At 59.9% G+C, this 20800-nt stretch carries 19 protein-coding genes and 1 pseudogene; 9 read left to right on the top strand and 11 right to left on the bottom strand.

The genetic code is table 11. The features are described from left to right. Nucleotides 1-19 precede the first annotated feature (19 nt). Entirely contained in the window at nt 20-472 is a 453-nt protein-coding gene (locus tag B3729_RS10120; protein ID WP_010795799.1) for a hypothetical protein, read from the top strand. A 68-nt stretch (nt 473-540) separates the two neighbouring features. On the opposite strand, the gene B3729_RS10115 is transcribed toward B3729_RS10120, so the two are convergent. Beyond that, complete coding sequence (locus B3729_RS10115; RefSeq protein WP_197872587.1) at nt 541-2157, bottom strand: catalase; 1617 nt, start codon at nt 2155-2157, stop codon at nt 541-543. Nucleotides 2158-2582: 425 nt separating this feature from the next. Here B3729_RS10115 and B3729_RS10110 point away from each other — a divergent pair, with 425 nt between their 5' ends. From B3729_RS10110 to B3729_RS10095, 4 genes are all read left to right on the top strand, one after another. Next, the gene (locus B3729_RS10110; RefSeq protein WP_150346597.1) at nt 2583-3347 is read left to right on the top strand and encodes a response regulator; all 765 of its coding nucleotides are present in this window, start codon (nt 2583-2585) and stop codon (nt 3345-3347) included. A gap of 3 nt (nt 3348-3350) precedes the next feature. Next, nucleotides 3351-4463 (top strand): sensor histidine kinase, encoded by a 1113-nt coding sequence (locus B3729_RS10105; RefSeq protein WP_286787790.1) that lies wholly within the window; start codon nt 3351-3353, stop codon nt 4461-4463. A gap of 117 nt (nt 4464-4580) precedes the next feature. Continuing rightward, nucleotides 4581-5012 carry an EF-hand domain-containing protein gene (gene xopAW / locus B3729_RS10100; RefSeq protein WP_286787789.1) on the top strand — a complete coding sequence of 144 codons (432 nt, stop codon included), beginning with the start codon at nt 4581-4583 and terminating at the stop codon, nt 5010-5012. Further along, complete coding sequence (locus tag B3729_RS10095) at nt 4960-5283, top strand: hypothetical protein (protein WP_286787917.1); 324 nt, start codon at nt 4960-4962, stop codon at nt 5281-5283. Before xopAW ends, B3729_RS10095 begins: the two co-directional genes overlap by 53 nt. A 45-nt stretch (nt 5284-5328) precedes the next feature. Here the strand turns inward: B3729_RS10095 and B3729_RS10090 are convergent, their stop codons facing one another. Together B3729_RS10090 and B3729_RS10085 are read right to left on the bottom strand one after the other, a co-directional pair. Next, entirely contained in the window at nt 5329-6408 is a 1080-nt protein-coding gene (locus B3729_RS10090) for a M42 family peptidase (RefSeq protein ID WP_286787788.1), read from the bottom strand. Nucleotides 6409-6488: 80 nt separating this feature from the next. Continuing rightward, nucleotides 6489-6668 (bottom strand): hypothetical protein, encoded by a 180-nt coding sequence (locus B3729_RS10085; protein WP_074822038.1) that lies wholly within the window; start codon nt 6666-6668, stop codon nt 6489-6491. A 351-nt stretch (nt 6669-7019) separates the two neighbouring features. Between B3729_RS10085 and B3729_RS10080 the strand changes: the two genes are divergently transcribed. Then, entirely contained in the window at nt 7020-7310 is a 291-nt protein-coding gene (locus B3729_RS10080) for a hypothetical protein (RefSeq protein ID WP_010795806.1), read from the top strand. 23 nt (nt 7311-7333) lie between these two features. On the opposite strand, the gene B3729_RS10075 is transcribed toward B3729_RS10080, so the two are convergent. From B3729_RS10075 to B3729_RS24775, 8 genes and pseudogenes are all read right to left on the bottom strand, one after another. Beyond that, on the bottom strand, nt 7334-8035 hold the full coding sequence (locus tag B3729_RS10075; protein WP_010795807.1) for a response regulator: 702 nt from the start codon (nt 8033-8035) through the stop codon (nt 7334-7336). A 60-nt stretch (nt 8036-8095) separates the two neighbouring features. Further along, the gene (locus tag B3729_RS10070) at nt 8096-10741 is read right to left on the bottom strand and encodes a sensor histidine kinase (protein ID WP_286787787.1); all 2646 of its coding nucleotides are present in this window, start codon (nt 10739-10741) and stop codon (nt 8096-8098) included. After that, on the bottom strand, nt 10738-11283 hold the full coding sequence (kdpC, locus tag B3729_RS10065; protein WP_286787786.1) for a potassium-transporting ATPase subunit KdpC: 546 nt from the start codon (nt 11281-11283) through the stop codon (nt 10738-10740). Before kdpC ends, B3729_RS10070 begins: the two co-directional genes overlap by 4 nt. A gap of 28 nt (nt 11284-11311) precedes the next feature. Further along, nucleotides 11312-13357 (bottom strand): potassium-transporting ATPase subunit KdpB, encoded by a 2046-nt coding sequence (gene kdpB, locus B3729_RS10060; RefSeq protein ID WP_010795810.1) that lies wholly within the window; start codon nt 13355-13357, stop codon nt 11312-11314. A gap of 1 nt (nt 13358) precedes the next feature. Beyond that, entirely contained in the window at nt 13359-15059 is a 1701-nt protein-coding gene (gene kdpA / locus B3729_RS10055) for a potassium-transporting ATPase subunit KdpA (protein ID WP_286787785.1), read from the bottom strand. 10 nt (nt 15060-15069) lie between these two features. Then, nucleotides 15070-15159 (bottom strand): K(+)-transporting ATPase subunit F, encoded by a 90-nt coding sequence (gene kdpF, locus B3729_RS10050; RefSeq protein WP_010795812.1) that lies wholly within the window; start codon nt 15157-15159, stop codon nt 15070-15072. A gap of 151 nt (nt 15160-15310) precedes the next feature. Beyond that, complete coding sequence (locus tag B3729_RS24780) at nt 15311-16039, bottom strand: methyl-accepting chemotaxis protein (protein ID WP_409438610.1); 729 nt, start codon at nt 16037-16039, stop codon at nt 15311-15313. A gap of 132 nt (nt 16040-16171) precedes the next feature. Then, nucleotides 16172-16876 (bottom strand): annotated as a pseudogene (locus B3729_RS24775) (cache domain-containing protein); the annotation flags it as partial. Between the two features lie 314 nt (nt 16877-17190). Between B3729_RS24775 and B3729_RS10040 the strand changes: the two are divergent. From B3729_RS10040 to B3729_RS10030, 3 genes are all read left to right on the top strand, one after another. Next, complete coding sequence (locus B3729_RS10040) at nt 17191-18084, top strand: chemotaxis protein (protein ID WP_286787783.1); 894 nt, start codon at nt 17191-17193, stop codon at nt 18082-18084. A gap of 82 nt (nt 18085-18166) precedes the next feature. Next, complete coding sequence (locus tag B3729_RS10035; protein WP_083397824.1) at nt 18167-18445, top strand: DUF3820 family protein; 279 nt, start codon at nt 18167-18169, stop codon at nt 18443-18445. A 177-nt stretch (nt 18446-18622) separates the two neighbouring features. Beyond that, nucleotides 18623-20746, top strand: coding sequence for a TonB-dependent siderophore receptor (locus B3729_RS10030; protein ID WP_286787782.1), 2124 nt, complete (start codon nt 18623-18625; stop codon nt 20744-20746). The last annotated feature ends 54 nt before the right edge of the window (nt 20747-20800 follow it).

The raw sequence follows: 20800 nt of genomic DNA, 5'->3' as shown, positions 1-20800 counted from the left end.
AATCGAAGATGAGGTCTGCATGAGCATCGAGTCATTGAACAGTGAAGAGCATGTCCTGGGAGCCGTTCTGGACGGAGACCGCGAACATCCGCTTTTCGAAGCCTATGTGGCTTATTGCGATGAACGCACCGAGGCCATGCTGGCCTGCGTCAGCTTTCGGCAATGGCTGTCGGAACGTACCCATATCGAGCACGTTGCGGCTGAGCTGGCGGAACGTGCCCGTCAGGCTGGTATTCGGGAGTCGGCTCTGGATGAACTGGTTCGCGATGCGTCAGGGGCCAACCAGCCCGATGTCATCAGCATTCGTACGGACGAGGCGCCGGAGGATGAGGAAGGTGAGATGGAATCGCTGGATACGTTAGAGGCCGAAGATGCGCCACATGGGCTGGAAAGCCAGATCATTTTTCTGATGACCCACTTTGGCATCTCAAAGGTGGAAATCGAAAAGGAGCTGGGACTGCCGCTTGAATAAAAAAGCGGCTACGTCGCTCATGAGTCGACGTAGCCGCCAAACCAGGCCTCAACGGCCTTTTGGGGAAATTACTTGACGCTGTCAGTCATGACGCTGGCCTGCGTGGGATTGCTTTTGCTATCCCCTTCCGGCTCGCCGGTGTCATAGAGGGTCACGTCCAGATCCTGGCCCGGTGCCGGACGGCCTTCCAACGGAGGCAGTGCCTTGGCCTTTTCGATATCAACACCCACACCGTCGGCCAGACGCTGACCGTAATCCGGATCGCAATGCCAGAAATGCCAGATCATCCGCAGCTGGATGTTTTCCGGGCACTGCTTCAGATCGCCTGTGATGTTGTTGATCAGGTCCTCACGCTCCCAGTCCTCGAAGGTGCGATAGCGGTCACCGGCCTGCTTGTAATCCGCCGCGGTCTTGGTGGTCTGATAACGTCCCAGATGCCCTTCGACCCACTGGTGGTAGTCCTTCTTGGGCTTGGGTGCTTCACGCAGACCGCCCTGGGTGCTGGGCTCGTAGTTCACATGAGGGTTTTCTCCACCATTATCCACGTTGTAGGCCATGAAGCCGTCGCGCTGGTTAGTGGCTACCGTTGTTTTCGCCGCATTGATCGGGAGTTGCAGGTAGTTGGCGCCTACGCGATAACGCTGGGTATCTGAATACGACAGCGTCCGACCCTGCAGCATCTTGTCGTCGGAGAAATCGATACCGTCTACCAGCACGCCAGTACCAAAGGCAGACTGCTCGGTCTCGGCAAAGACATTGGACGGATTGCGATTCAGGACGATTCGGCCTACCGGCAGCAGCGGAAACTTGTCTTCCGGCCAGCGCTTGGTGTCGTCCAGTGGGTCGAAATCCAGGTTCAGGTGCTCATCCTCGGACATGATCTGGACGCACATTTCCCACTCAGGGAATTCACCGCGCTCAATGGCGTCGTACAGGTCGCGGGTGGCATGCCCCACGTCATTTTTCTGGATTTCAGCAGCCTGCTCGCTGGTCAGGTTCTTCACACCCTGCTTGGGTTCGAAGGAGAACTTGCACAGTACCGCTTCACCCTTGTCATTCACCAGCTTGTAGGTGTTTACGCTGGAACCCTGCATGTTGCGGTAGGTAGCCGGACGGCCCCAGGGGCTCTTGACCCAGGTCACCATGTGTAGCGCTTCAGGATGATGCTGCACAAAATCATAGAAGCGCCAGGGCTCCTGACGATTGCTGACAGGGTCCGGCTTGAACGCGTGGATCATGTCCGGAAACTTGATCGCATCACGGATAAAGAAGACCTTGAGGTTGTTACCGACCAGGTCCCAGTTACCGTCTTCGGTATAGAACTTGATGGCGAACCCACGGGGGTCCTGGGCTGTTTCCGGTGACTCCTTGCCACCGATCACAGTGGAGAAGCGCAGGAAGATAGGCGTTTGAACGCCGGTCTTGGTAAGTACCTTGGCTCGGGTGTATTTGCTGGCAGGCTCGTCGCCGATCTTGCCATAGGGTTCGAAATAACCATGCGCCGCCGTACCACGGGCATGCACGACGCGCTCCGGGATGCGCTCGCGGTCGAAATGGGTAATCTTTTCGATGAACTGATAGTTTTCCAGCGTAGCCGGGCCGCGCTCGCCTACGCTGCGCAGGCTCTGGTTATTACTGACAGGATGCCCCTGACGGGTTGTGAGTGTTTTCTGTTCGTCAGCCATAGCGATTTCCAAGCCTAAATTCACGGTTGTTGGAGTTATTTAGGTCTGGAAAGCTACGGGGAGTTCGGCCAAGCGAAGCGCCATTAGGCGGACATAGCATGACAATCAGGTGTCAGGCAGCATGGCAAAGTGCCGATGAGAACGGTCTGGCAAACCGCCCCGCCAAAAGCGCATGAATAGCTGGAGCCCTTGCCCAGCCTGCCTTCGGGCATGGTTTGAGTACTTGGAAACAGGGGTTATTCGAAGTTGGCTTTCGCCTTTATTCAAGCGACCTCATTGATAACGTTAAACCCATCCATTAGTTCTTCTTATCGGTCAAATGTATCGGTTTGTAAAGAAGAGGTAAGGTCAGCCGCTACCTATAGATGCCGGTAGGGCGACTCGCTAGCATTCCGGCCCTGCCTTTTTGTTTTCGCCAGGTATCTATGGACCGCCAGCCTTTTCCTGCATCGCCCGTTGCCGATGAGCCCAGCCGCTGGACGGCCAGGGTCTTACTGATCGATGACGACGCCCCCATGCGCGAGCTGATCGGTGATTATCTGGCGCGCTTCAATCTGTATGTCGACGGCGTGGCCAGTGGCGCCGAGATGCGGCAGAAACTGGGCGGTAACAGCTACGACATCATCATTCTGGATCTGATGTTGCCTGGTGAAGATGGATTGTCTTTGTGCCGGTGGCTGCGTCAGGACAGCAGTATTCCCATCCTGATGCTGACGGCCCAGTCGGAGCCCATGGACCGGATCATCGGCCTTGAGCTGGGTGCCGATGACTACATGGCCAAACCCTTCGAACCACGGGAGCTGGTCGCCCGTCTTCAATCCGTACTGCGTAGAACTCAGGATACGCGAGGCGTACGCCGGAATGTTGCACGCACGCATATCCGCTTCGATGGTTGGAAGCTCGATGGGGTGCGGCACCAGCTGCACTCACCGGACGGCATGGTCGTTCCGTTATCCAACGCCGAGGTGCGAATGCTCTGGGTGTTTATCGATCACCCGCGTCAGGTGCTCAGCCGCGACAAGCTACTGGATGCCACCCGTGGACGCGCCATCGAGGCGTTCGACCGGAGTATCGACCTGCAAGTCTCACGGTTAAGGCAAAAGCTAGGAGACGACCCCCGCTCACCAACGCTTATCAAGACGGTGCGCGGCGAAGGCTACCTGTTCGACGCCCAGAAAATTGGAAACTGACCCGTGCGCCGTCTAGACACCTTATTTGCGCGTCTGTTCGGCGTACTGGTCATTGCCATCGTACTGGGCCACCTGCTGGCCTTCGCCTGGTTCCATTATATGGGAAGGCAGCCCGGCCCACCCCTGCTGCTGCCAGGCGCTGAGTCTCGTCTACCACCACCCGCGATCACAGCATTCAGTGGTCCTCACCCACAGCCGCCCTTCGCCGCCAAGCCATCGTTCCCGCCTCCTGCCGGACCGCCGGGTTCGGCATTGGGTCAGCTTGGCTGGATGTTGGGCGGACCGTTCCCCTTCCAGTTAGGCACTCTGCTGGTTGCTGCCTGGATCAGCGCCCGTCTGCTGACCCGCCCTATCAGCCGTCTCACCGCGGCAGCGCAGGACCTGAGCGATAACCTGGACAGCCCTCCCATACCGGAAACGGGCCCTCGCGAAACCCGTGAAGCGGCACGGGTGATGAACCAGATGCACGAGCGCATCGTGGCGCAGATCCAACAACGCGGACGGATGCTGGCGGCGGTTTCCCATGATCTGCGTACACCAATGGCCCGCGTGAAGCTTAGGCTGGAAGACATCGACGATCCTCAACTGCGCAGCCGTGTAACGCAGGATGTGGACGACATGATTAACCTGCTCAACGCAACACTGGAGTACCTGCGCGAGCAACGCAGTGAAGAGCCCTGGGTGCTGTTCGATATTCAGGCCTTGGCTGAATCACTGGCGGAAAACGCTCTGGATGACGGAGCCGATGTATCGCTGAGTGGCCAGTGCAAGCCTGTTCGGGCCCAGGCCATGGCCCTGCGCTCATGCCTGACCAACCTGCTCGATAATGCACTGCGCTACGGAGGTAGCGCCGAAATCGTATTGAAGGAACATCCTGACTCCATAGAAATACAGGTGCGCGATCACGGTCCCGGCATTTCTGCCCAATACCGCGAGGCAGTATTCGAGCCGTTTTTCCGCCTGGAGGGCTCCCGTAACCGTAACTCCGGCGGCGTGGGGCTGGGCCTTGCCATTGCGCGGGAGTCCATTCAAAACCAAGGCGGCACGTTGCGCCTGGAAGAAACCCCAGGCGGTGGACTGACCGCCCTTATCATGCTGCCGATACGCTCAGCATGATGCCTTCAACCGCTGTGTATCTCGCCAGATACAAAGTCACGATACCCACGACATACTCATGCGCGAAGCTTGAACCTGAGAACTCCCCTTAGCCCTTTCTCAGCCAGGTAGCCCGTCATGATCAGTGGAATAGGTAGCAGTCATTCCAGCTATTTCAGCAGTTACACTGCTAACAAGAACAGCACCACCGTACCCGCCAGCACCACGAGTGATGATGAAAACCCACTCAAGAATCTGTTCAAGGCCCTGGATGCCGACGGTGATGGTTCGATCAGCCAGAGCGAGCTGACCGCAGCCGCCTCCAGCAGCGGAGAGAGTGACGACAGCACGGCAATTGATGTCGACCAGCTGCTCAGCCTGATGGATCAGGACAGCAGCGATAGCATCAGCCAACGTGAATTTGCCAGTGCATTCGCACCACCACCGCCTCCCCTGCCGGTAGCTGATGCAGACAGCGACGATCTGGCCGACGAGCTGATCGTCAGCCTGGATGCTGATGCCAGCGGTACACTCAGTACCCCTCGAACTGGCCGCCCTGGACGACACTAACAGCACGTCGCTGATGTCCGCACTGGACGAAGACGAGAACGGAGAAGTCAGTCAGGATGAATTGAGCCGTGCATTACAGGCCTCGATGATGGCGCAGACGGACAATGACGATAGCAGCACGTCTGTTACGGTCAGTGCAGCCAGCACCTCATCAACAGCCGCCAATGATGCCGTTAACCTGCTGGCGCAAGCGGTGATCCGCAAGTACCAGAGCGTTAGCAACTATTCATTGGATGCGTCCAAGGCGTCCCGGATCAGCGTATCGGTCTGAGTGGACACGAGGCCATTCTTCGAATGGCCTTTCTCTACGGGATCACTATCCGTTCACAGGCTTGCCAATCAGGTATTCCGTCAGCGTTCGGGCGCAAGCATCCATGCCGTCATGCAGGACCACCTCATAGCCATGGGTATTTTCAGTTGGGATGGCGATACACCCTGCCTTACCTTTCGAGCCGGAACTGAGTATGGCACTGGCATCGGAAGCAAAATCCGGCATGAGCGCTGGTTGCGAATTGAGTCCGCAACGCTCGGCAGCCTGCAATAGATTGTCCGTTACGGATTTCGAGTAAAACCCTTTTTCATCACCGGTCAGCACAATCGGGTCGGCGCTAAGCTGTGTATCGTATTCCTCGGCGATAGGCCCCACCTCGACGGCAATGACAATTTCACCGGGTAGCGTTCGGGCTGCATATTGGGCACCGCCATTGGTTTCCTCCTCCTTGGTCGTAAAGACAAACACGGCATCGCGCTTGAGGAGGGAACGGCGCGCAGCCGTCAACGCAGCGGCCTTGAGCGTCGCCACGATAGGCGCACGGTCATCCAGAAAATGGGCTGCGATAGCGTCATTAACATTGAAGGGCTGGCGCCAATGCTGACTCAGCACAACTCGTGTACCAGCCCGTATGCCTGCTTCGCCCAGTTCATCCTTCGAGCGCCGGGTAAGCACATGCACATCCTTCCACTGCACATTGCCGCTGAGCACATCGGCTCCTTGAGGCGATTCGGGCGTGGCGTGCATGGTTCCGAATGACAGTACACCGGGCAGCAGGATGTGCTCACCCATGATATCCACCGGGCACATGCCAAAGTTCACCGGAAAGGCTCCACCCAGTGCGACGACGCTCAACGTACCGTCAGGGTTGACGCGTTTGACGACCATGGCGATTTCATCCTGGTGCGCCATGATCACGACGCTGCGCTGTGCAGCCTCTTCCCGGGAAATCTCCTCGGTGGCCCGCACGACCCCGATTACGTTATCGGCCGCGTCGACCCATACCTCATCACAGCTGCGCTTGAGCTCACGTAGGCAGATGCGCCTGACTTCATCCTCCTGCCCGCCCGGGCCTCGGGCCAGAAGCAGCTCTTCCAGCAGTTTCAGATCCTCGGTGTTCGCCATGCCTTACCTTCCTGCTCCGGGCGACCTGCTCCGGGCGACCTGCCGGGCAGGCCGCCAATCTTCAATCGCGCCCTATTGCCTTACTTGCCGCTGTTGGCGTCCTGGTTGTCCTGGCCGGTGGCGTCGTCCTGGGGCGAGTGCATCTGGATGGATGCCTTCTCGGAGCTGGATTCGCTGGATTTGTCATCGGAGCTGCCAAAGCAGCCACTGAGCAGCACGGCACATAGGGTGAGTCCGACCATGCCTATTCTGGAAACCATCTTTCTACCTCCACATCGATTTCCGGACCCGCCAATACCGGGGCCCGTGTAAGAAAGTCGACCGTCGATCGTCCTGGATGGTTCGAAGTAGAGTGAGGGAAACCGGATACAGGTAGTGCCTCTTTCGTGATACAGGTCAACCCCACCGGTCAGTCTTTCACGTTTTTTTGACAATTGAATGATTTCAAATCGCTACCCTGCCGTTTCATTCATTGAAAGGGAGCCTTTACGTGCCCAAGACGTATCCGCTCATCTCCAAAATGAACCATTACCGGTACGGGGTATGGTCGACCAGATCGGGAAATGGCATATTGCCATACCACGATTTATTTGATGATTGAGAAGTACATCATGTCTCTAGCACCCAGTACCGATCAGGTAATCAGTACCCCTCGCCGTGCCCGTCGTACCAAGCACTACGAATCCCAGTACGACTTTCACAATCGCTTGCTCACCCGGTGTGAAGACCGGATCGAAGAACTTGGCATGCTCGACAATATAAGTCGGGATGAAAAGATGACTCACCTGCAGAACATCGAACTGCTGGCCAATACCGTCTTGGCCCAGACTGAAGAAGAGGACCTGATCAAGCGCGCTCAGGCTGCACTTCAGTACAGTCGCGAGCAGATGCTCGAAGCGTGATCCGCCAGCGCCCAGGGATGGGCTCAGGCATCGTGCCTGTCACGTAGCCGGTAACCCACCCCAGGCTCGGTGATGATGTACTGCGGAGCAGCAGGGTCGTCGCCCAGTTTCTGCCGCAAATGCCCTACCACGACACGTAGGTAATGGGTGTCCTCGACATGGGACGGGCCCCAGATTTCCCTGAGCAGATGTTGCTGGGTCACCACGCGCCCCAGATGTCGAGCAAGGTGCTCAAGCACTGCGTACTCCTTGCGCGTCAGGGCGATGTCACTGTCCTGCACCGTGACGCGGCGGAAAGCAAAATCTACCTTAAGCGCTCCCAGGCTCAGGGCTGACTCCGTCTGCGGCTGGGCTACACCCTGCCTTAACAATACCCGTACCCGGGCCAGAAACTCCTGAATGCCGAAGGGCTTGGTGACGTAGTCATTCGCCCCTGCATCCAGTGCACGGACCTTTTCCTGCTCATCCGCCCGGACCGACAGAATAAGTACCGGTACGGACGACCATTCACGAATTTCCCTGAGGATGGTCTGCCCATCTTCATCCGGCAGGCCCAGGTCCAGCACGACCAGATCAGGCCGCTCCAGTGCCGTCTTGGCCAACCCTTCTGCGCCGGTGGCAGCCTCGATGACCCGATAGGTTTGGGCCGTCAGGCTGATGCGCAGGAATTTACGAATCTGCGGCTCGTCATCGACGATCAGGATCAAGGGTGCATTTGTGGTCATGGAAGCCTTCAGAAAAAGCGAACACTTTCCGCATGCTACGTTATTGAAAGGCGAAACGCCTCAGCCCTCGTTGTCACCGAGCGGTTGTGGATGCAGCGGCAGATGCAGGGTCAAGGTCGCCCCCTTTCCGTCCAGGCCGGTATCAACAGTCACGCGACCGCCGTGCGCGCCCACCATGCCTTGGCAGATTGCCAATCCCAGCCCTGTACCCTGTCCGCCTCTATCACCCCGTGCGGCGGTGTAGAACATATCGAAAATCCGGGCACGTTCCGCCTCTGGAATACCGGGGCCCTGGTCGCTCACAGCCAAGCGGATCTCTTTATCGTCATGCTCGACCGCAACGCGCAGGCGCCCGTGCTCCGGGGAAAACCGCGCCGCGTTTTCCAATACGTTAATCAGGGCCTGTTCGATCAGGGCAGGATGCACATAGAGCAGCGGCATATCGGGGGGAACCGACGTTTCGACATGCAGCGGTGCCAGTACAGGCTTCAGTCGGCTCAGGGCGCTGGCCACGACGTCGCCTGGGGAGACCCAGTCGCGGGCCAGCTGCAGCCCGCCATGACCCAACCGGGTCATGTCGAGCAGGTTCTGGATATACCGATCCAGACGTTCGGCTTCGAGGCGTGTCGTATCCAGAAGGGATTGGCGATCCTCGGCGCTGATGCTGTCGCCCAGCGTGGCCAATGTGTCGATAGAGCCGCGCATGGCGGTAAGCGGGGTGCGCAGGTCATGCGATACGGAGGCCAGCAAGGCGCTGCGTAGCTGCTCGGTTTCCCCATGCAGGCGTGCAGCCTCCAGGTCTTCGGCCAGACGCGCCCGCGCCAGCGCCTGGGCCAGCGGCTGACCCAGCGCAGCAAACAGCCGACGCTGCTCGGCGCTCAGGCTCCTGCCGTCTTTCAAGGCAATCCCCAGCAGCGCCAGAGGGTCTTCTTCGGACGCTAGGGGCCACCACCACCAGCGCCCATGGGGCAAGGTATCCGTTCCATGGCCCGCTGGCTGCTCGTGCTTCCACGCCCAGTCAGCCGCGGCACGTTCACTTTCATTCAGGACGCTGGCGGTCCCAGCCTCGACATGCCACTGCTCATGGCTATCCCGGCTCATCAGGCAGACCTCAATGTCGATGGAACTCAGCTGCTGCGCCGCAGCCTTCAGTACTGCCTGCCGGTCAGTGGCGGCCGTCAGCTTGCGGGAGAGCTCCAGCAGGGCGCCGGTTTCGGTCTGGGCCTGTCTGAGGCTGTTCAGCTGCCCTCGCTGGCGGGCCGCCAGATTGCCGGTAAGCGTTGCCATGAACAGAAAGAACATGAGTGTCAGCACATCCTGTTCACGTTGAATGGTAAACGAGAACAACGGTGGGATGAACAGAAAGTTATAGGTCAGAAAACTCAGGACCGCGCACAGGATGGCCGGACCACGGCTACTACGAATGGCGACCAGCAAAACGGCGGTCAGGAACACCAGCGAAATATTGGGAAGCTCCAGCAGGCTGGAGGCGGCCTTGGCCAGAAGGGCAGCGCCCACGGTAGCGCCGATCGCCAGCAGGTAATCCCGGCCATTGCGTTGGGACACCTTTGGCAGGGAGGTGCCTACTTCCTCGCGGGCGTCCAGCACACTGATCTCAAGCCCCGCCTCGAACTGTAGCAAGCGCGAGGCCAGCCCCGTACCAAACAGACGGCGAACCCAGGTGGGCCGGCTGCGCCCGACCAGCAACAGGCTGGCCCGTGTCTCCACGGCGTAATTCACCAGGGATTTCGCCACCTCCCCGGCCCGCAGAATGACCACTTCACCCCCGAGCCGCTCGGCCAGACGCTGGGCGGCTTGCAGGCGGGCGCGCTCGGCCTCGTCCTGTGTCCGCCCGGTCTCGACATGTACCAGGCTCCACGGCAGGTGCCGGCGCTCCGCCACTCGACTCGCATGGCGCACCAGCCGCTCCGCCTGGCCGTCACCGTTGACCGCTACCAGCAGACGCCCCAGGAGCGCCGGAGCATCCTCCCCCTGGGCGCGATAACGCCGGGCCAGATCCGAGTCGACCCGCGCCGCTGCTGTCTGCATGGCCATCTCGCGCAGGGCAGTAAGGTTGGTCTGGCTGAAAAAGGCATCGATAGCGGCCCGTGCCTGTTCGGGCACGTAAACCTTGCCCTCTCGCAGACGCTCCAATAACTCGCGAGGCGGTAAATCGATCAGAACGATCTCATAGGCATCCTGTAACAGACGGTCCGGTACGGTTTCACGTACCTGTACGCCGGTCACATCACGAACCTGATCGTTCAGGCTTTCCAAATGCTGGACGTTGACGGTGGTGTAGACATCGATCCCGGCGGCCAGGAGCTCTTCGATGTCCTGCCAGCGCTTGGCGTGGCGGCTCCCCGGCGCATTGGTATGCGCCAGCTCATCGACCAGCACGAGCCGGGGTGGATTGGCGAGTACACCGTCCAGATCCAGCTCCGCCAGGTGCATACCCCGGTAGTCGTATCGCCGTAGCGGTTGTTGCGCAAGACCAGCGACCAGAGCTTCGGTCTCCGCGCGTCGGTGGGTCTCTACGACGCCGATCCGCACGTCCACACCCTGTCGCTGCAAAGCCTGGGCAGCCTGGAGCATAGCGTAGGTCTTGCCGACACCGGGCGCCGCGCCCAGGAATACCTTTAGCCGACCACGTCCTTCGGCGTGGTCGGCAAGCAGTGCATCGGCGCGCTCGGCGGCATCGGTCATCGCGTACGCTCATCTAGGGCCAGATTAAGTTGCAGCACATTAACCACTGGCGGCCCGATCAGCGAGCGTTCCGTATGCTCGACGACCAGTTTTTCCAGCTCATCGGCCGGTATGCCGCGCGCCTGGGCTATCCGGGCGATCTGATAACGGGCGGCAGCCGGTGGCAAATCCGGGTCAAGCCCGCTGCCCGACGTCATGACCAACGCCAGCGGCGTCGGCCCACTGCCCTGCTCATTCCCCAGCGACTCGGCGATTCGCTGTACCAGTGCCGGGTTGGACGCCGCGAGATTGCTCGCACTGCTGGACACCGTGGCAAAATCACCCGCCGAGGGACGCGGGTGGAACCATTGGTTTCCGGTAAAGGGCTGTGCGATCAATGCCGAGCCGATGACCTGACCTGCCGGGTTGCGAATCAGACTTCCATTGGCCTGGCTGGCAAAGGCGGCCTGCCCGACACCAGCGACCACCAGCGGGTAGGCCACTCCAGTGATCAGGCTCAGGACCAGCATCATGGCCAGGGCGGGACGAACGTGCGCAAACATAACGATTCTCCTAAGGAAGACCGGCCGCTCAGGCCAGCCCTACAGCAGTCAACACCATATCGATCAGCTTGATTCCCACGAACGGCACCAGCAGGCCGCCGAGGCCATAAATCAGCAGGTTACGGCGCAGTAATTGGCTAGCATTGGCGGCCTGGATACGCACACCGCGTAGCGCCAGGGGTATCAGCACCACGATGATCAGGGCATTGAACACAATGGCAGACAGAATCGCGCTTTGCGGACTGTGCAGACCCATCACGTTAAGTGCACCCAACTGCGGATAAATACTGGCGAACAATGCCGGCAGAATGGCGAAGTACTTGGCCACGTCATTGGCGATGGAAAAGGTGGTTAGCGCACCACGTGTAACCAATAGCTCCTTGCCCACCTGCACGACATCCAGAAGCTTGGTAGGGTCGGAGTCCAGATCCACCAGGTTAGCCGCTTCGCGGGCCGCCTGGGTACCGTCGTTCATGGCCATGCCCACATCAGCCTGGGCCAGCGCCGGAGCATCGTTGGCTCCATCACCGCACATGGCGACCAGCTTGCCGTCCGCCTGTTCCTCACGAATGCGGGCCAGCTTTTTTTCAGGCGTGGCTTCGGCGATCACATCATCGACCCCCGCCTCGGCCGCAATCGCCGCGGCGGTCAGCGGGTTGTCACCGGTCACCATCACGGTGCGGATACCCAGCTTGCGCAACTCGGCGAAACGCTCTCGGATACCGGGCTTGACCACATCCTTCAGGTGAATGGCCCCAAGCAGCTGTCCATCGGCACAGACCAGCAGCGGCGTACCGCCATCCTTGGCAATGCGGTCGATCTCACGGGCCAGCACATCGGGCAGATGGCTGCGTGTCATGCCCAGAAAACGCAGCACGGCGTCCACTGCCCCCTTTCGGTAGACGTGGCCGTCCCAATCAATACCGGACAGGCGTGTCTCGGCGCTAAAAGTGATCGGCGTGACCGCATCACGGGCAGGCTCGTTCATGGGATGTAGAGCCCGCAGGTATTCGACGATGGATTTGCCCTCAGGGGTATCGTCCACCAGTGACGCCAGCAGGGCGCCTTCAGCCAGCTGTTTGGCCGTAATGCCGCTTGCCGCATACATGGCGCTGCACCGGCGGTTGCCAAAGGTGATGGTGCCGGTCTTGTCCAGCAGCAGCGTATGCACGTCCCCGGCAGCCTCCACAGCACGGCCGGATTTGGCAATCACGTTCAGTCGCACCAGACGATCCATCCCGGCAATGCCAATGGCCGAAAGCAGGCCGCCAATGGTGGTCGGAATCAACGTCACCAGCAGCGCCGCCAGGTACAGCATGGGCAGGTCGCCACCGGCATAGCGAGCAAAGGGCTGAAGCGTAGCGACCACCAGGAGAAAGATGAGCGTCAGGCCGATCAGCAGGATATCCAGCGCGACCTCGTTAGGCGTCTTCTGCCGCTTGGCCCCTTCCACCAGGGCGATCATGCGATCCAGCGTAGATTCGCCCGGATTGGTCGTGATGCGCACCAGCAGCCAGTCCGAGACGATCTGGGTATTGCCGGTTACGGCCGAGCGATCCCCGCCGGACTCACGGATGACCGGGGCGGATTCGCCTGTAATGGCCGCCTCGTTGACAGCAGCGATCCCCTGGACGACCTCACCATCTCCCGGAATCAGCTCACCTGCCTCGACGCGGACCACATCTCCTTTGCGCAACCCCACGGCCGGCACCATCTCAAATAGGCCGTCCGCGGTCTGGCGACGGGCCATAAGGTCCTGCCCTACGCCTTTCAGGCTATCGGCACGCGCCTTGCCGCGTCCTTCGGCCAGGGCTTCGGCAAAGTTGGCAAAGAGCACCGTGAACCACAGCCACAAAGTGATTTGTACGGCCACGGCGGTACTCACCCCGGCTTGCGGCAAAAAGCACAGCACGGTGGTGAAGACGGCAGTCAGCTCCACGACGAACATGATCGGCGAGCGCACCAGCTGCCGTGGGTCCAGCTTCACAAAGGCCTGGACCAGCGCTGCCTGCCAGAGCGGTTTGCCGGGCGCAGGCGCAGCGGCAGCAGTGGTCGGTTGGGTATGCATGTTCATATCAATGTCCACCGAAAAGCATCAGTTGATCGGCAATCGGCCCAAGGGCCAGGGTCGGCAGGAAGGTCAGGCCACCTACCAAGAGGATGGTCAGGGTTAGCAGCGTGACGAACAGCGGGCCGTGAGTAGGAAAGCTGTTTGGCCCCTGCGGTACGGTACGCTTGGCGGCGAGGCTCCCGGCAATGGCCAGTACCGGCAGGATGTAGCCATAACGGCCAAGCAGCATGGCCAGCCCCTGCATCAGATTGTGAAAGGGCGTGTTGGCACCGAACCCGCCAAAGGCCGAGCCGTTATTGGCGGTGGCGGAGGTATAGGCATAAAGCAATTGGCTGAAGCCGTGGGGGCCGGGGTTGCTGATGGCCGATACCGGTCCCGGCAGGCTGATGGCCAGAGCCCCTAGCACCAGCACGCCCAGCGGCATGACCAGAAGTGTTGCTACCAGCAGGCGAACTTCCCGCGCTTCAAGCTTCTTGCCTAGGTATTCCGGGGTGCGCCCCACCATAAGCCCGGCCAGGAACACCGCGATCAGTACGTTGAGCAACATGCCGTAGAGCCCGGCGCCTACCCCGCCAAAGATGACCTCTCCCAGCATCATGTTGAACAACGCCACCAGCCCGGACAGCGGCGAAAGGCTGTCATGCATTGCATTGACCGACCCGTTGGAGGCCGCCGTGGTGGCAACCGACCAGAGCACCGAGGCCGTGATGCCAAAGCGGCTTTCCTTGCCCTCCAGCGAGGCCCCCTGCTCAACAGCCAGCGAGGCCAGGGCCGGATTGCTCTGCCATTCGGACCACAGCGATACGCCTATGCCGATCAGCAAAAGGCCCAGCATGCAGGCCAGAATCGCCCGGCTCTGCCGCAGATCCTTCACATAATGGCCAAAGGTAAACACCAGTGCGGCCGGGATCAGCAGCAGCGAGACCATTTCCAGGAGATTGCTCAGCGCCGTCGGGTTTTCGAAAGGGTGCGCGGAGTTCACGCCAAAAAAGCCACCACCATTGGTACCCAACTGCTTGATGGCGATCTGACTGGCGGCTGGCCCCAGCGGCAAGGCCTGCGTACCGCCCTGGACCGTCTGGGCGTCGATATAGGCCGAGAAGGCTTGCGGCACGCCCTGCCAGATCAGCAGCACGGCCAGCACCAGGCTAAGCGGTAGCAGGATATAGAGCGTCGCGCGGGTCAGATCGACCCAAAAATTACCCAGTGCCAACGCGCTGCGGCGGGTAATGCCGCGGCTCAAGGCTACCAGCACGGCAATCCCGGTCGCAGCACTCACGAAGTTCTGTACGCCCAACCCTACCATCTGGCTGAAATACGACAGCGACGCCTCACCGCTATAGGCCTGCCAGTTGGTGTTGGTGACAAAGCTGATCGCCGTGTTCAGTGCCAGGGTCCATTCAAGCCCCGGCAGATGCTGTGGATTGAGCGGCAGATACGCTTGCAGCAGAAGCATCAGGAACAAGGCCAGCAAGCCGACCAGATTGAACAGGAGCAGTGCCAGGGCGTATTGCTGCCAGCTCTGCTCCTGCCGGGCGTCAATACCGCCAAGGCGATAGCCCATCCGCTCCAGCGGCGCCAGGACCGGGGTAAGCCAAGTGCGCTCGCCTTCGAGGGCACGGTAGAAAAAACGCCCCAGAAGAGGCGCTGGCGCTAGGAACAACGCCAAAAACAGGACAATCAACAAGCCATCGGCAGTGCTCATGGTCGTGGCCTCACGAACGGTCGGCGCGCATCAGCGCCACCAGCAGGTACACGAACAGGCCCACGGCCAATAGCAGGCACAGGCTATCCAGAACGCTCATGACTCTCTCCTTTACGCGGCACGACCGCTGATGGAGAGCATTGTCGGGAGGAGTCCTGTAAAGGATCGAGACGTAAGCCCCCAGGGAGGCGTAAAGAAAGCGTTAAGAAATGCAGGGCGACCCGTCAGGACCGGCCCTGCAAGGGAAGGCATTACACCTTGAACTGGCCGAGCAGATGACCCAACTGATCGGCAATGCCACGCAGCTGCTGGCTGGCCTGACTCGTCTGCACGCTCGCCGTGGCGTTGGTCTGGGCAAGGCCGGCCACCTGCACGACGCTCTGATTAATCTCCTCCACCACATGGGACTGCTGCAGGGTAGCGCTCGCAATTGAGGCGTTTACCGTTGCAAGGTTACGCAGGGTCTGGTTGATCTGCTCAAGGCTGTCGCTGGCCTGACCGGCCTGCTCGATGGTGTGCTGCGAAGCCTGCCGGCTCTCCTGAATGACCCGAACCGCCGCGCCTGAATTGGCCTGCAGCCGCTCGATCATGGCATGAATCTCCTGGGTGGACTTCTGCGTGCGCTGTGCCAAAAGCCTGACCTCATCGGCCACTACCGCAAACCCGCGCCCCTGCTCACCGGCACGTGCTGCCTCGATAGCAGCGTTAAGAGCCAGGAGGTTGGTCTGGTCGGCAATGGAGCGGATCACGTCGAGTACGGTGCCGATTTGGGTACTCTCCTGCGCCAGTGATTCGATGACCTCGGCGGCCTGAAGAATAGTGTCTGACAACCCTTCGGTCTGGTGGAGGCTGGTCTGGATACTGACCTGCCCCTGATCGGCCCGACGCTCAGCACTCTGCACCTCGCCTGAGGCCTGCTCGGCGTGGCGGGCCACGTCCTGGATAGCATGCGTCACTTCATTGATAGCCGTGGCGAGCATATCCATCTGCTGGGTCTGGGTATCGCTGTGCCGCTGGCTTTGGGCCGCAATGGCACCCAGCTCGCCTGAATGACGATCCAGCGAATGAGCAGCCGTCAGTAGCTGACGAATGAGTTCACCCAAATGCTCCGAAAACCGGTTGAAATGACGGCCCAGCTCAGACAACTCGTCACGGCCCGACGTGTCGAGCCTGTGGGTCAGGTCGGCCTCGCCACTGGCGATACTGGCCATCGCCCTGACGGTCGACGTCAGCGGTCGGGTAATGCTGCGCTGAATGAGAAAGATCAAGACGCCCATGAGCAATACGATGACGGCCCCGACGCCTGCCGTCTGCCAGACCTGTGCGCGAAACTCGGCCTGTAGATCATCCAGGTAGACGCCTGTTCCCAGCACCCAGCCCCAGGGCTCGAACTGCTTGACGTAGGAAACCTTGGGCACTGGCTCACTGGCGCCGGGCTTGGGCCAACGGTAGGCCACAACCCCACCGCCGTTTTTTGCCACGACTACCATCTCATTGAACAGCGCTTTGCCGTCAGGATCTTTATAGGTAGAAAGGTCCTGCCCGTCGAGCTTGGGGTTCATCGGATGCATGACCATGCGCGGTTGCAGATCGTTGACCCACAAGTAGTCGTTGCGACCATAGCGAAGCGCTTTGAGCACGGCCAAGGCGCCTTGCTGCGCCGCCTCACGGCTGAGCGTGCCGCCCGCTTCCAACGCCTGAAAATGTGTTAACACACCCAGGGCGGTCTCGACCACATGCTGCGTCTTTTCGGCCTTGCCCTGATAGAGGTGCTCATAGGACGCCCTGAGCGTCAGCGCACCGAAGGCCAGCAGCATCAGGGCCGCGACGGTCAGGATCAACCACAGACGCGCGCGAACGGGGTATTTGCGTAAGACATCCATGCAACAGGCTCCTGTTTATTCTTGTTGAAGCTCACATGACATGACGGTGCCCGGACTCTTTTCGGGCTGTCTTTGGATTCATCGACTCCCTTTCGGGAATCTGAAGCCCGACCCGATGACTGGCTACGCTCGCCCGGCCAGTGGCTCCTCGGGCGGATGCGACAGAATGAAGCAAACTTTCGCCTAAACCTTCGCGTCTATTGGCCGATAGTCCTGGCAGCCAAGTTGAATTCCTGAACAGGTCACCCATGCCCAAGCACAATCCGTCCGATGACTCCCTCTCGCTACTGCTGTTCTCATTGCGCAGCGGAAAGCTCATGGCCATCAACCTGCTCAAGGTCAGCGAAATCATTCCGTGCCCGCCCCTGACACGCATGCCTGAGTCGCATCCGCACGTTAAAGGCGTCACGACCCTGCGAGGCGCCTCGCTATCGGTGATTGACCTGAGCCGTGCCATTGGCGAACAGCCCCTGGCCGACCCTTCTGGTGGCTGCCTGATCGTGACCGAGATCAGCCGTACCAAGCAGGCGCTACACGTCCAGAACGTTGCCAAGATCATTCACTGCCGGTCGAGCGACATCATCCCGCCCCCCTTCGGCTCTGGTAGTCGCGCGTTTGTCACCGGCGTGACCCAAGTGGAAGGCACGCTGGTTCAGGTGTTGGATATCGAAAAGGTTATCCATGGTATTGCACCGCCTGCCATACCGCAGACGCCTTCGGCCCTGAACGAAGAAGATATCGAAGCCCTGGAGGCAACGCGTATCTTGATCGTGGATGACAGCCAAGTCGCGCGCAACCTGTCGCTTCATGCCTTGCAGACATTGAATATCCGCTGCCATGTTGCCCGCAGCGGCAAGGAAGCCATTGAAAAGCTTCTAGAGCTACAAGACACAGATGATGAGATCAATGTGGTTGTCTCCGACATTGAAATGCCGGAAATGGATGGCTACGCCTTTACCCAGAGCCTGCGTGAGAGTCCGGACTTCAGCAGTCTCTACGTACTGCTGCATACGTCGCTGGACAGCTCCATGAACAGCGACAGGGCCAAGAAGGCAGGTGCCAACGACGTACTCACCAAGTTCTCTCCACCGGAGCTGACCCGCTGCGTGATTCGAGCGGCCCATGCCGTTCAGGGGCGCTGACCTCACCTGTCAGCCTCGATACGGTAGAATGTCCGGGTCCGGTGAAGATCCGGGCATTCCAACCGTTACCCTGTGAGGCTTTATGGACCCGAAGGATCTGCAACTGCTGGTGACCCGTGAAATGCCCTATGGCAAATACAAGGGTCGCGTCATTGCCGATCTACCCGGCCATTACCTCAACTGGTTCGCCCGCGAAGGATTTCCCAAGGGCGAAATCGGCCGCCTGATCCAGCTGATGCAGGAGATCGACCACAACGGTCTGTCACCGCTGCTCGAACCGCTGCGCAAAGCGCACCCGCCCAAGTCTGGAACCCGCTTTCCAGACAAACCCCCGCGACCCAAGCGGTTCTCCTTCGACTAGCCGTCTTTCTTCCGCTTGAACACCTGAGGCGTTAGGACAGCGCGCTCCGTGCTCATCGCATTCCGGACGACGCAATCAAGTTGCTATCAACTCGTTATTGATAACGATTATCATAATATATAGCATCCGCATCCTATCTCCGCGTCTGGCGGTTCTTACCAAGGAAAAGAAGAAGAAATGCGGCGTCTTATCGTCCCCGTGCTCTCTCTGCACGCCTTCACCTGCTATGCCCAGGAAACCCCATCCGACTCCGAGCCAGCCTCGTTATCGCAGATGGAAATCACAGCCAACGTGACCGAAAGCGCTCAAGGCCCCGTTGAGGGTTATCGGGCAACCCGTTCGGCCAGTGCCACCCGTACCGATACGGCCATCCACGAGACGCCGCAGTCCATTAGCGTAGTGCCGCGTCAGGTCGTAGAAGATATTGGTGCTACCCGGCTTGAAGATGCCCTGGACTACGCGGGGGGCGTAGAGCGAGGCAACAACTTTGGCGGACAGGGTCTGACTGAGTTCCTGGTGCGGGGCTTTAGTACCCAGGAGTTCTACCGCAACGGCTTTGCCGTCAACCGTGGCTATCCCAACATGCCGGATGCCAGCACGATCGAGCGCCTGGAGGTACTTCGTGGCCCTGCATCCATGCTGTATGGCCGAGGCGACCCGGGCGGCACGTTCAATATTGTCAGCAAGCAGCCCCAGGCCGATCGGAAAACCGTTCTGGGCAGCCAGTTCAACACCCAGGGGCTGCGCCGCGGTACGCTGGATACCACCGGCGCACTGGATGAAAACGCCGAATTTACCTATCGCCTGAATCTGGTGGCTGAAGGCAGCGACAGCTTTCGTGACCATGTGGAAAGCGAACGGTACAACGTAGCGCCCGTGCTGCGCTGGCAGCTGAGCGACCGTACCGCTGTGATCCTAGAGGGCGACTACCTGCACAACCGCCATCCTATGGATCGGGGCGTTACCCGTTATGCCACCCAGGCCGGTCAGCTTCCACGCGATCGTTTCCTGGGCGAGGAAGACGCCGGCAAACTTCGTAATGAAAACGCCACCACCCAGCTGCGTCTGGAACACCAGCTCAATGACGACTGGGCCATTCGTGGCGGCGTGCAGTATCTCGACGGTAGCCTGGACGGCGGTGCCGTAGAGAACAATGGACTGGCAGCCGATGGCCGCACCATTGGCCGCAACTACAGCGAGCGCACCCTGGAATGGGACGATATAGCCTTCCAGACCAACGTTGAAGGCCACTTCAAGACGGCGGGTTTTGCTCACACCCTGCTGGCTGGTGTCGAGTACGACGATTTCAATTACACATCCTTTATCCGCCGCTCCAGCGGCAGCGTCAGTGCCTTCCCGCTCGACCTCTATGCACCGGTGTATGGCCAGCCGCTGCCTGCCCTGACCCGTACGACCACCCATGATGACGAGAACCTGAAGTCTTACGCGCTGTACCTGCAGGATCAGGTCGGACTTACCGACCGGCTCAAGGCCCAGGTTGGTGCGCGGCTGGAGCGCTTCGAGCAGCAGTACACGAACTACCTGTCCGCATCAGGCAGCTGGGAGCAAGCACATAACGCCGTCTCGCCTCGCCTCGGCCTGGTATATGACCTGACCGACTCGCTGGCCGTGTATGCCAACACGGCTCGCTCGTTCAAGCCCAACCGGGGCGCCGATCGCAGCAGCCAGGCCTTCGACCCGGAAAAAGGCATTGCCTACGAGACCGGCATCAAGTACGACGTGCCGGAGCATGACCTGAGTATTACGGCCGCCCTGTTCCATATCACCAAGGAAAACGTCCTTACATCGGACCCGCTCGACAGCAATTACCAGATTGCGGCAGGCGAAGTGCGTAGCCGTGGCTTCGATCTCAGCTTGGCTGGCAATATCACGCCGCAATGGCGCGTTATTGGTGGTTATGCCTATGTCGATGCCGAAGTGACCAAGAGCACGACGTCCACCATGCCCGCCGGCAGCCGTCTGGCAAACGTTCCCAAGCACAGCGTGAATCTGCTCAATACCTATGAATTCGATTCGGGTCTGTTGAGCGGGCTGGGCGTGGGCGTAGGGCTCAAATACGTAAGCGACCGCAAGGGCAGCACCTCGTCCACGGCGTTCGACATGTCGTCCTATACCGTTGTCGACCTGCTTGCCTATTACCCGCTGACCGACCGTATTCGCCTGAACCTCAACCTCGACAACGTCTTCAACGAGGAATACGACGAGCGTGCCTGGGGTTCGATCTGGGCCTACCCCGGAGCGCCACGCACCCTGCAGGCCGGGGTTTCCATCACCTTGTAAGCCGAACGCGGCGTGTGCCGGACTTATCGCCTGCACACGCTTCGCTTTTATCGA

The sequence above is a fragment of the Pseudomonas sp. UBA3149 genome (genome assembly GCF_002364655.1).
Taxonomy (GTDB): domain Bacteria; phylum Pseudomonadota; class Gammaproteobacteria; order Pseudomonadales; family Pseudomonadaceae; genus Chryseomonas; species Chryseomonas luteola.
Note: the sequence above shows the minus strand (reverse complement) of the source record. Positions and strands in the feature narration are given on the sequence as shown.